This is a genomic window from Mycobacterium sp. SMC-4, from assembly GCF_025263265.1.
Taxonomy (GTDB): Bacteria; Actinomycetota; Actinomycetes; order Mycobacteriales; family Mycobacteriaceae; genus Mycobacterium.
The window spans coordinates 4,449,037-4,461,086 of record NZ_CP079869.1 but is presented as its reverse complement, the minus strand read 5'-3'; the positions used below and the strand labels follow the sequence as shown (position 1 = coordinate 4,461,086).

10 protein-coding genes are annotated in these 12,050 nt (G+C 66.8%); 6 read left to right on the top strand and 4 right to left on the bottom strand.

The annotated features are described in order from the left end of the window. The first annotated feature begins 23 nt into the window (after nt 1-23). The gene (locus KXD98_RS21195) at nt 24-1,472 is read left to right on the top strand and encodes an NAD-dependent succinate-semialdehyde dehydrogenase (protein WP_260765334.1); all 1,449 of its coding nucleotides are present in this window, start codon (nt 24-26) and stop codon (nt 1,470-1,472) included. A 166-nt stretch (nt 1,473-1,638) separates the two neighbouring features. Beyond that, entirely contained in the window at nt 1,639-3,654 is a 2,016-nt protein-coding gene (locus tag KXD98_RS21190) for an acyltransferase family protein (protein WP_260760243.1), read from the top strand. 48 nt (nt 3,655-3,702) lie between these two features. Here the strand turns inward: KXD98_RS21190 and KXD98_RS21185 are convergent, their stop codons facing one another. Beyond that, a complete protein-coding gene (locus tag KXD98_RS21185) occupies nt 3,703-3,969 on the bottom strand; it encodes a chorismate mutase (protein ID WP_260760242.1) in 267 nt (88 codons plus the stop codon). A gap of 242 nt (nt 3,970-4,211) precedes the next feature. On the opposite strand from KXD98_RS21185, the gene pcrA reads away from it, so the two are divergent. Continuing rightward, nucleotides 4,212-6,542: a DNA helicase PcrA gene (gene pcrA / locus KXD98_RS21180; RefSeq protein ID WP_260760241.1), complete on the top strand. Its 2,331-nt coding sequence runs from the start codon at nt 4,212-4,214 to the stop codon at nt 6,540-6,542. A 33-nt stretch (nt 6,543-6,575) separates the two neighbouring features. Further along, entirely contained in the window at nt 6,576-6,986 is a 411-nt protein-coding gene (locus KXD98_RS21175) for a RidA family protein (protein ID WP_260760240.1), read from the top strand. Here KXD98_RS21175 and KXD98_RS21170 read toward each other — a convergent pair. The 3 genes from KXD98_RS21170 to KXD98_RS21160 form a co-directional block, all read right to left on the bottom strand. Next, on the bottom strand, nt 6,983-7,975 hold the full coding sequence (locus KXD98_RS21170; RefSeq protein WP_260758906.1) for an IS481 family transposase: 993 nt from the start codon (nt 7,973-7,975) through the stop codon (nt 6,983-6,985). The genes KXD98_RS21175 and KXD98_RS21170 overlap by 4 nt on opposite strands. Before the next feature lie 125 nt (nt 7,976-8,100). Next, nucleotides 8,101-8,673 carry a hypothetical protein gene (locus KXD98_RS21165; protein ID WP_260760239.1) on the bottom strand — a complete coding sequence of 191 codons (573 nt, stop codon included), beginning with the start codon at nt 8,671-8,673 and terminating at the stop codon, nt 8,101-8,103. After that, nucleotides 8,674-9,717: a M23 family metallopeptidase gene (locus KXD98_RS21160; protein WP_260760238.1), complete on the bottom strand. Its 1,044-nt coding sequence runs from the start codon at nt 9,715-9,717 to the stop codon at nt 8,674-8,676. It abuts the gene before it with no gap. A gap of 253 nt (nt 9,718-9,970) precedes the next feature. Between KXD98_RS21160 and sucC the strand changes: the two genes are divergently transcribed. Next, nucleotides 9,971-11,134, top strand: coding sequence for an ADP-forming succinate--CoA ligase subunit beta (gene sucC / locus KXD98_RS21155; RefSeq protein WP_260760237.1), 1,164 nt, complete (start codon nt 9,971-9,973; stop codon nt 11,132-11,134). 12 nt (nt 11,135-11,146) lie between these two features. Next, on the top strand, nt 11,147-12,049 hold the full coding sequence (gene sucD / locus KXD98_RS21150; protein ID WP_260760236.1) for a succinate--CoA ligase subunit alpha: 903 nt from the start codon (nt 11,147-11,149) through the stop codon (nt 12,047-12,049). Nucleotide 12,050 lies beyond the last annotated feature (1 nt).

Genomic DNA, 12,050 nt, shown 5'->3' with positions numbered 1-12,050 from the left:
GAACGAAGGTGTATGACGTGGGTATGGACACCGCGACGCTGTTGAAGTCAGTTCCCACCGGCCTCTGGATCGGCGGCCAGGAGCGCGAAGGCGCATCGACGTTCAACGTTCTGGACCCCAGCAACGACGAGGTGCTGACCGCCGTCGCCGACGGCACCGCCGACGACGCTGCCGCCGCGCTGGACGCGGCGTGCGCGGTCCAGTCCGAATGGGCGGCGACGCCGGCTCGGACCCGCGGTGAGATCCTGCGCTCGGTGTTCGAGGCGATCACCGAGCGAGCTGATGAGATCGCCACGCTGATGACGCTGGAGATGGGCAAGGTGCTGGCCGAGAGCAAAGGCGAGGTCACCTACGGCGCCGAATTCTTCCGCTGGTTCGCCGAGGAAGCCGTGCGCATCGATGGCCGCTACACCCACAGCCCCGCCGGAACCGGCCGCATCCTGGTGACCAAGCAACCCGTCGGCCCGTGCTACGCCATCACGCCGTGGAACTTCCCGCTGGCCATGGGCACCCGCAAGATGGGGCCGGCGTTCGCGGCGGGCTGCACGATGATCGTCAAGCCCGCACAGGAGACCCCGCTGACCATGCTGTTGCTGGCCAAGCTGATGGACGAAGCCGGTCTGCCCAAGGGTGTGCTGTCGGTGCTGCCGACCAGCAGTCCCGGCCCGGTCACCGAGCGGTTGATCAACGACGGCCGGTTGCGCAAGCTGACCTTCACCGGTTCCACCGGCGTGGGTAAGGCCCTGGTCAAACAGTCGGCAGACAAGCTGCTGCGGACCTCGATGGAGCTCGGCGGCAACGCGCCGTTCATCGTGTTCGACGACGCCGACGTCAACGCCGCGGTCGACGGTGCCGTGCTGGCCAAGATGCGCAACGGAGGCGAGGCCTGCACCGCGGCCAACCGGTTTCACGTGGCCAACGCAGTGCGCGAGGAGTTCACCGACAAACTGGTCCGGCGGATGAGCGAGTTCACCCTCGGCAACGGGCTCGACGACGACTCCAAGCTCGGGCCGCTGATCAGCGCCAAGCAGGTCGGCACCGTGACCGAACTGGTCAGTGATGCTGTCTCGCGCGGGGCGACCGTGGCCGTCGGCGGCGTCGCTTCCGACGGTCCCGGCAACTTCTACCCGGCCACCGTGCTGACCGACGTGCCTGCCGGCGCCCGGATCCTCAAGGAAGAGGTGTTCGGACCGGTCGCCCCGATCGCCGGGTTCGACACCGAAGAAGAGGGCATCGCCGCGGCCAACGACACCGAGTACGGCCTGGCCGCCTACATTTATACGCAGTCACTGGACCGCGCCCTGCGCGTCGCCGAAAGCCTTGAGTCCGGCATCGTCGGCATCAATCGCGGGGTCATCTCTGATGCGGCCGCCCCGTTCGGCGGCATCAAGGAATCAGGTTTCGGCCGCGAGGGTGGCACCGAGGGCATCGAGGAATACCTGGAAACCAAGTACATAGCCCTGACGAAATAGCATCACCGGTTTGCGCGAGCAGACGCGCAAACCCCTCACCAGCGCCCACATTGGGGGAGTTCGCGTCTGCTCGCCGGATGGCGCGCGCGCCTCCCGGGTCCGGCGTCGCCGCGGCCATAGACTCCCTTGCTCGTAGCCGGATGGACAACGAGGAGGGCCTCGGGACGTGACTGCCGTGAGTGCGGCGCCGATCCGGGTGGGGCCGCGCCAGTATGTCGGTCCCGGCCAGGCCATTCCGGCGCTCGACGGGGTGCGGGCGGTCGCCGTCGCGCTGGTGCTGGCGGCCCACGGCGGGGTGCCCGGCTTTTCCGGCGGGTTCCTCGGCGTCGACGTCTTCTTCGTGCTCAGCGGGTTTCTCATCACCTCGCTGTTGCTCGACGAGATCGGTCGTACCGGCCGAATCGGGCTGCGGAACTTCTGGATTCGCCGTGCTCGCCGGTTGCTTCCGGCGCTGCTGGTGATGGTGCTGACCGTGGTGTTGGTGCGCGAGCTGTTCGCCTCCGAGTCCACCGCGGGCCTGCGCACCGAAGCGGTGGCGGCGCTGTTCTGGGTGTCGAACTGGGTCTTCGTTGCCGGACACACCGACTACTTCTCGCAGGGCGCTCCGCCGTCGCCGCTGCAGCACACCTGGTCGTTGGGTGTCGAAGAGCAGTACTACGTGCTGTGGCCGCTGTTGCTGGCCGCGGTGGTGGCCGCGCTGGCCGCCATCGCCTACCGCCGCGGCGTGCCACTGTCGAGCCGCGCGGTGCGGCGGACGGTGCTGGCGATCGCGATCCTCGGATGCCTGGCATCGGCGGCGGCGACCATGCGGTGGACCACCGAGGAGTCACTCAACCGCGTCTACTTCGGGACCGACACCCGCGCGCAGGCGCTGCTGTTGGGCGCCGCGGCCGCGGCGCTGCTGGTCCGGGATTGGCGTGGGATGACCGCCGGCCTGGAGATACTGCGCACCAGGTGGGCGCGTTGGCTGTGCCGCGCTCTTCCGGTCGTCGGGCTGGTGATGCTGGTGATGGCGGCGCGCTTTGCCACCGGCACCGCGCAGGAGTTCCGCAGCGGATTGCTGATCATCGTCGCGGTGGCCGCGGTACTCATCATCGCGCCGGTCGCGCTGGCGCAGGACGGTCCGGTCGCCAAGGTGCTGTCGATGGCGCCGCTGGTCGGCCTCGGTGCGATCTCCTACGGCGTGTACCTGTGGCACTGGCCGATCTTCCTGGTGCTCAATGGTGAACGCACCGGCGCCGAGGGGTGGCGACTGTTCGCGCTGCGCTGCGCGGCCACCATCGCCGTCGCGGCGGTGTCGTGGTGGCTGATCGAGCAACCGATCCGGGAATGGCGCCCGCGGCTGGTGCCGATGCTGCCGTTGGCCGGGGCGACCGCAGCCACGGCGGCGGTGGTGACGTTGACCGTGATGCCGGCCGGGGTCACGCCACTCAGGACGCCGGACCCGCTGATCAATTCAGCCGCGCTGGTCGCGCCCGAGATACCGGTGGAGGTCACCCGGCCGGCGCGTCAGCGGGCCCCGGGGGACCTGCAGGTCGCGGTGTTCGGTGACTCGATCGCATGGACGCTGATGCGCTACCTGCCCGAGACCCCGGGAGTGGAGTTCGCCGACTACACCACGATCGGCTGCGGCATCGCCCGCGGTGGACCCTATGAATACGTCGGTCAGGAGCTCAACCAGAAGCCCGAGTGCGACGCTTGGCCCAGCCGGTGGGCCCAACGCATCGCCCACGCCCAACCCGACGTCGTGCTGCTGGTCGTCGGGCGGTGGGAGGTCGTCGACCGGATGAACGAAGGCAGGTGGACGCACATCGGTGAACCGGGGTACAACGCCTACCTGCGCGCCGAGCTGCGCCGTGCGCTCGACATCCTGGGCTCGACCGGAGCACGCATCGTCGCGACGACCGAACCGTACAACCGGCGCGCTGAGAAGCCGGACGGCAGCTTGTATCCCGAGGATCAGCCCACCCGCGTCGAGACCTGGAACTCGCTCCTGCGCAGCGTTGTTGCCGAGCGCCCGAATGCCGCGGTGCTCGACCTCAACGCCAAGCTCAGCCCGAACGGCTACTACCAGACCAAACTCGACGGCATCCGGTTGCGCAGTGATGGGGTGCATCCCACCCCGGAGGCGGTCAAGTGGCTGACGCCGTGGTTGGTGGAGGCGCTCAAACCTCAGCAGTGACTTCGGCGCGGTAAACGACGCTGAGGGTGCTTCAGCGCGCCGAAATCACTAGTAGCCGAGCCGGCCGCGGCCCAGGCGCAGCAGCAGCATCGCCAGGTTCTTGCCCTCGATGCCCAGCTCGCTGTAGCGCTCGATGACCTTCATCTCGCGGCTGTGCACCAGTCGGGTGCCTCCGGAGGCCATGCGGGCCTTGCCGATGGTCTGCGACACCTCGGTGCGCCGCTTGACCGCTGCGAGGATCTCCGCGTCGAGGCGGTCGATCTCCTTGCGCAGCTCGTCGATATCGGGCACCTGGGTGGTCTCCGTCGTCGTCATCTCTCGGTCCTCCGAATTCTCGTTGTGTGAAGGTCTCATCCGGCTTCGGGCCTCACACAAGAGACGAGCCCCGGATCGCCGAAGCGGACCGCGGGGCTGTAGGGGAAGCAGCTAGACCACGGGCACCGCAGGCCGGTACCCGTAGAAAAATCGCCACTGCGCACAAAGCACTCAACGAGTGTGCCACTACCCGCCGTGCCAGCGCAAAGAGTGTCGCACCGCAGCGGTAGGTTGGTAACGATATGACATCGCTGTACCCCGCCACCGGCACCGACGAACTCCTGGACGGGCTCAACCCGCAGCAGCGCCAGGCTGTGTTGCACGAGGGCTCGCCGCTGCTCATCGTCGCCGGCGCGGGCTCGGGCAAGACCGCGGTGTTGACCCGCCGCATCGCCTACCTGCTGGCCGCCCGGGAGGTCGGGGTCGGGCAGGTGCTGGCCATCACGTTCACCAACAAGGCCGCCGCCGAGATGCGCGAGCGAGTCGCCGGACTTGTGGGTCCTCGGGCTCGCAACATGTGGATCTCCACCTTCCACTCCTCGTGTGTGCGCATCCTGCGCAACCAGGCGTCGCTACTGCCGGGGTTGAACTCCAACTTCTCGATCTACGACGCCGACGATTCACGGCGGCTGCTGTTGATGATCGGCAAGGACTTGGGGCTCGACACCAAGAAGCACTCTCCCCGGCTGCTGGCCAACGGCATCTCGAACCTGAAGAACGAGCTGATCGGCCCCGAGCAGGCCGCCGCGGAAGCTTCGGAGGCCGCCGATGACCTGGCCCGCATCATCGCCGAGGTGTACGGCGAGTACCAGCGCAGGCTGCGCGCGTCCAACGCGCTGGACTTCGACGACCTGATCGGCGAGACGGTCGCGGTGCTGCAGGCGTTTCCCCAGATCGCTCAGTATTACCGTCGCCGGTTCCGCCACATCCTCGTCGACGAGTACCAGGACACCAACCACGCGCAGTACGTCCTGGTGCGCGAGCTCGTCGGAGGCGGGGCCACCGAGTCCGACGATGCGGTAGCCCCGGCCGAGTTGTGCGTCGTCGGTGACGCCGACCAGTCCATCTACGCCTTCCGCGGGGCGACGATCCGCAACATCGAAGATTTCGAACGCGACTTCCCGAACGCCACCACGATTCTGCTCGAACAGAACTACCGCTCCACGCAGACCATTCTCAACGCCGCCAACGCGGTCATCGCTCGCAACGCTGGACGGCGGGAGAAGAGGCTGTGGACCGATGCCGGTGAAGGCGAACTGATCGTCGGCTATGTCGCGGAGAACGAGCACGACGAGGCGCGCTTCATCGCCCAGGAGATCGACGCACTCGCCGATTCCAGCAGCGCATTCAGCTATAACGACGTCGCGGTGTTCTATCGCACCAACAACTCCTCCCGCGCGATCGAGGAGGTGTTCATCCGCGCCGGCATTCCCTACAAGGTCGTCGGCGGCGTTCGGTTCTACGAACGCAGGGAGATTCGCGACATCGTGGCCTATCTGCGGGTGCTCGACAACCCCGGCGACGCGGTCAGTATGCGGCGCATCCTCAACACCCCGCGCCGCGGCATCGGCGACCGGGCCGAAGCATGTGTGGCGGTCTACGCCGAGAACACCGGCGCCAGTTTCGCCGACGCCCTCGTCGCAGCTGCCGAGGGCAAGGTGCCGATGCTGAACTCCCGCTCGGAGAAGGCCATCGCGAGCTTCGTCGCGCTGCTCGACGATCTGCGGGCCGGCCTCGACGGCGAACTCGGCGAACTCGTCGAAGCGGTGCTCGACCGTACCGGCTACCGCGCCGAACTCGAGTCCTCCACCGACGCCCAGGACCTCGCCCGGTTGGACAACCTCAATGAATTGGTCTCGGTGGCACACGAATTCGCCACCGACCTGGCCAACCTTCGGGCCCTGGCCGACGAGGACGGCGCACAGCAACAGGACGAAGACGTCCCCGACACCGGGGTGCTGGCGGCGTTCCTGGAGCGGGTGTCCCTGGTCGCCGACGCCGACGACATCCCCGAGCACGGCGCCGGGGTGGTCACCATGATGACCCTGCACACCGCCAAGGGCCTGGAGTTCCCGATCGTGTTCGTCACCGGGTGGGAGGACGGCATGTTTCCGCACATGCGCGCCCTCGGCGATCCCGTCGAGTTGTCCGAGGAGCGGCGCCTGGCCTATGTCGGCATCACCCGGGCCCGTCAGCGTCTGTACCTCAGCCGTGCGAAGGTGCGCTCGTCCTGGGGCCAGCCGATGCTCAACCCGGAATCACGCTTTCTGCGGGAGATCCCCGAAGACCTGATCAACTGGCGCCGCACGGAGACGCCGCAATCGCGGTTCGCCGCGCCGGTCGGCAATGCGGGCCGGTACGGCACGCCGCGACCGTCACCGGCACGCTCGGCAGCGGGTAAGCGCCCGATGGTGGTGCTCGAACCCGGCGACCGGGTCAACCACGACAAGTACGGGCTGGGCCGGGTCGAGGAAGTGTCCGGAGCCGGCGAGTCGGCCATGTCGCTGATCGACTTCGGCAGCGCCGGGCGGGTGAAGCTGATGCACAACCACGCCCCGATACAAAAGCTCTAGCCAATCCGTCGCCTGCCGGGCCAAGATCGAACCATGCCGACCGCTGTCCAACTCATCCGATCGTCCACACTTTCCGACGCCGCCGAGTACGCCTATGCGGCAACTGCTCCCGCGGATGCGCGGCTGATTTTCCTGGCCGGTGCCTGTCCGCTCAATGACGACGGCACCACCGCAGCGGTCGGCGACCACGCGGGTCAGGCCGCGGCGTGTGTGGACACCTTGACGCGGGCGCTCGCCGACGCCGGCGCGACGCTGCAGGACGTGATCAGCACCCGGGTGCTCGTCGCGTCCGACCAGCAGGCCGACCTGGTGACCGCATGGGAAGTCGTCCGCGACGCGTTCGGCGACCACGACGTGCCCAGCACGCTGCTCGGGGTCACGGTGCTGGGCTACGACGACCAGCTCGTCGAGATCGAGGCCGTCGCCGCCGTCGTCGACTCCTAGGTGTACTGCCCAGGCAGGTTGATCAATCGGGTGATGGGTGGGACCTTGCCGATCGCCGAGTGTTGCCGATGGTGATTGTAGGTGTGTAGCCAGCCTGGCAGTGCTGAGCGACGGGTGCGTTCGTCGCGGTAGTGGCGGGCAAACGCCCATTCGTTGGCCATCGTGCGGTGAAATCTCTCGATCTTGCCGTTGGTCTGCGGCCGGTAGGGCCGAGTGCGGACGTGTTTGATCTGCAGCTCGGCGCAGGTATCGCGCCAGACGAAGGAGCGGTAGCAGCCACCATTGTCGGAGAGCACTCGACTGACCGTGACTCCGCGAGCGGCGAACCACCCCACGGCGCGTCGTAATACCGCGGCGGCTGTAGTGGCCGTTTCATCGTCGTGAATCTCGGCGTAAGCAACCCGTGAGTGATCGTCGATCACGGTGTGCACGAATGCATGTCCGATCAGCTCGTGGTGGTACTTGCTGCGAGCCTTGCCCGGGGTTAGGCGTCGATTCTTCCCGCCTTGCGCGCGACCGACGAAGCGCCATCCGCCGCCGAAGGGGATGTTGCCGAGCTTCTTGACATCAACGTGAATCATTGCGCCGGGCTGGCCATGTTCGTACCGACGGATCATCTCGCCGGTGCGAATATCGACGTGTGACAGATGGTTCAGGCGGCACCGCACCAGTACGGCATGCACGGTAGACGCGGCCATCGACAGTCGCGACGCGATCGCCAGCGGTGAGAGCCGATGTCTCCATCGCAGCTCAACGATCTTGCGCACAATTGCCGAAGGTGTGCGATGGGGGCAGTGATGGGGCCGGCTGGATCGATCTGCCATGCCCGCCGGACCCATTTCCAGATAACGGACCGCCCAGCGTTTGGCCGTCGGCCAGGACACGTGGAAGTGCTCGGCGGCCCGAACGATCGGCCAGCCCTCGTCGACGATCAGACGAGCGAGCATCAAGCGCCCGCGCGGAGTCAGAACAGCGTTAGCGTGGACCACGAAGGTCTCCTGTTCGTTGAAGTGAAGTGGTAGCAGCTCCACTCCACGACAGGAGACCTTCGCCGATCAACGATCGCTATAGCGCGTCGTCACACTTTCTCAACCAACCTGCCTGGGCAGTACACCTAGGACCGTTCCCAACGCCCGGTCTGGGGCAAGGCCGCCAGCGCGACGGTGGCCGCCGGCAGCAACGGAAGCGCGTAGACCGCCGTCGGCAACGTTGCGCCGGCGATGAACAGGCTGGCGAAGATGAGCAGCGCGATGACCGCTCCCACGATGACCAGCAGACGTGCGGTGCGACGGCGCAGCAGCAGCGCGATGACCCCGCTGATGCTCGCGGCAGCCGAGATCGCGGCGAGGAACCCGATCGCGACACAGAACAGCGGATCGGTGCGCCACCAGCCGGTGATCAGGTCTGTCGCGATCACCGCTGTCGCCCAGCCCGACACGATGCTGACCACTGCGGTGGCGATCGCGGCGCCAGGCCTGACCGGGGCCGGCGCAGGCGGTCCGCCGGCTACCGATCCGACCAGGCTGGTGGGCGCATCATCGGTCGGGACCGGCACCTCGCCGGTCGGGTGGCGCCGGATGATGCCGGTGGGCGGTTCGCCGTCCGTGGTGCGCGGTGCGCGGCGCAGAATGCGGGTGTGCGCGTCGGAGTCGGACGCGTCGGCAGACGGGATGTCGTCTCGGGCCACTCAGCCAAAGTAGCTGCCGGGGGTCAACCCCCGCTTCGACAACCATCCGACCGGGTCGACCCGGGTGCCGCCGATGTGGACCTCGAAATGCAGGTGCGGTCCGGTCGAATTGCCGGTGTTGCCCATCTTGGCGATCTGGTCGCCGGCCATCACCCGGTCGCCGACATTGACCAGGATCGAGCTGTTGTGCCCGTAGAGGGTGACCGTGCCATCGGCGTGGCGCAGCTTGACCACGTTCCCGTAACCACCTTCGGCGCCGGCGGCGATGACCACACCGTCCGCCGCGGCCAGGATCGGTGTGCCGATGGCGTTGGCGATGTCGATGCCGGCATGCAGGACACCCCAGCGGTAACCGAAGCCGGAGGTCCACACGCCGCGCGTCGGCATGGCGTACTGCGGACGTACCAGCCGTGCCTCACGCTCGGCACGCTCCTGTGCGAACGCGGCCGCTTTGGTGATCTCCTCGGCGTGCACCGACGACGACGCGGCCGGTGCGACCGTGACGATCTGCACACCGTCCATCGAGCCGGTGGTGATGCCGGCGGCGCCGGTCATGGTCTCGGCGGACGCCAACACCGTGTCGGCGGGATCTTTCGGGGTGGTGGTGGTGACGGTGTACGCACCGGCGGCGGTGGCTCCCACGGCCATGGCGGCGACCATCAGGCGACCCTTGACCGGGACCTCCTGCTTGCGGTGTGCACCCTTGCGGCCGCGCAGGTCGATGACGTCGGTCTTCGCGGCGCCATCGCTGAGGTCGGTGTGGCTGTCGCGGTAGGCGCGGGCCGATGAGTGCTGGGCATCGGTGCGGAACTCGACGGGCACCACCAGGTGCAACGGCGTCAGGTCGTCGGTGTCGTTCAGGTCGTCGAGCTCAGGGGCATGCATCACCTGCGCTTCGCGGTCGAACGCCGCGTGGGGCAACACGTCCAGATCGGAGAAATCATCGATCGGGCCGAACTCGTTGAACGGAATGATGTCGGTGATCTCACTGGGACCAGGTGCCGCGACGGCTTCGGATGACCGAGGCGAGCAATGCTGAGGCAACCTGAAAAGTCCTTGTCGTCGTGATCAGACCGTTACTAAGACCAGTGGACGTTAACCAAATTCCAATCCTTGAGGCAACCCGAGCGCTCGATCACCCTCCGAATGTGACTTGAATCACCAATGGGTACTCGGTGAGATCGACCACATGAGCGGTGGGCGGTAACAACGGGTCCCACCCGGGTGGATACAGTTCCCCACGAGCCCGTCGGGCCGCAAGTTTCTAGCCGCAGACAGACAGAATGTTTCGGAGTCCATGGACCTCTTCGAGTATCAGGCGAAAGAACTCTTCGCCAAGCACAACGTACCCACCACCCCGGGCCGGGTGACCGATTCCGCCGAGGACGCCAAGGCGATCGCCGAGGAGATCGGCCGGCCGGTGATGGTCAAGGCGCAGGTCAAGACCGGTGGTCGCGGAAAGGCCGGCGGCGTGAAGTACGCCGCCACGCCCGACGACGCATTCACGCACGCGTCGAACATCCTGGGCCTCGACATCAAGGGCCACGTCGTCAAGAAGCTGCTGGTCGCCGAGGCCAGTGACATCGCCGAGGAGTACTACATCTCCTTCCTGCTCGATCGCGCCAACCGCACCTACCTGGCCATGTGCTCGGTGGAGGGTGGCGTTGAGATCGAAGAGGTCGCCGCCACCAAGCCCGACCGGTTGGCCCGGATTCCGGTTGACGCCACCAAGGGTGTGGACGAGGCCTTCGCGCGCGAGATCGCTGAGCAGGGCCACTTGCCCGCCGAGGTGCTCGACGCCGCGGCGGTGACCATCGCCAAGTTGTGGGAGGTCTTCGTCAAGGAGGACGCCACGCTGGTAGAGGTGAACCCGCTGGTGCGTACGCCCGATGATCAGATTCTCGCCCTCGACGGCAAGGTGACCCTGGACGCCAACGCCGACTTCCGCCAGCCCGACCACGCCCAGTTCGAGGACAAGGACGCCACCGATCCCCTGGAGCTCAAGGCCAAGGAGAACGACCTGAACTACGTCAAGCTCGACGGTCAGGTCGGCATCATCGGTAACGGTGCCGGTCTGGTGATGTCGACGCTGGACGTGGTGGCCTATGCCGGCGAGAAGCACGACGGCGTCAAGCCGGCGAACTTCCTCGACATCGGTGGTGGCGCGTCGGCTGAGGTGATGGCCAACGGGCTCGACGTCATCCTCAACGACGAGCAGGTCAAGAGCGTGTTCGTCAACGTGTTCGGCGGTATTACCGCCTGCGACGCGGTCGCCAACGGCATCGTCAACGCGCTGAAGATCCTGGGCGACGAGGCGAACAAGCCGCTGGTCGTGCGCTTGGACGGCAACAACGTCGAGGAGGGCCGGCGCATCCTCGCCGAGGCCAACCACCCGCTGGTGATCCAGGCGGACACCATGGACTCCGGCGCCGACAAGGCCGCCGAGCTGGCGAACAAGTAAGGGACGCAACCAATGTCTATCTTTCTGAACAAGGACTCCAAGGTCATCGTCCAGGGAATTACCGGCGGCGAGGGCACCAAGCACACCAAGCTGATGCTCAAGGCCGGCACCCAGATCGTCGGCGGTGTGAACGCCCGTAAGGCGGGCACGACCGTCAGTCATCAGGACAAGGACGGCAAGGACATCGAGTTGCCGGTGTTCGGCAGCGTCGCCGAGGCGATGAAGGAGACCGGCGCCGATGTGTCGATCGCCTTCGTGCCGCCGAAGTTCGCCAAGGATGCCATCATCGAGGCCATCGACGCCGAGATCCCGCTGCTCGTGGTCATCACCGAAGGCATTCCGGTGCAGGACACCGCCTATGCGTGGGCCTACAACGTTGCCAAAGGCGAGAAGACCCGCATCATCGGCCCCAACTGTCCCGGCATCATCACCCCGGGTGAGGCGCTGGTGGGCATCACGCCGAACAACATCACCGGTAAGGGGCCGATCGGGTTGGTGTCGAAATCGGGCACGCTGACCTACCAGATGATGTACGAGCTGCGTGATCTGGGCTTCTCCACCGCCATCGGCATCGGCGGCGACCCGGTCATCGGCACCACCCATATCGATGCCATCGAGGCGTTCGAGAAGGACCCCGAGACCAAGGTCATCGTGATGATCGGCGAGATCGGCGGCGACGCCGAGGAGCGGGCGGCCGACTACATCAAGGCCAACGTCTCCAAGCCGGTGGTCGGCTACGTCGCGGGCTTCACCGCCCCGGAGGGCAAGACCATGGGCCACGCCGGCGCCATCGTGTCGGGCTCGTCGGGCACCGCATCGGCCAAGAAGGACGCGCTGGAGGCGGCCGGGGTCAAGGTCGGCAAGACGCCGTCGGAGACCGCCCGGCTGGCCCGAGAGGTCTTCGAGAGCCTGTAGC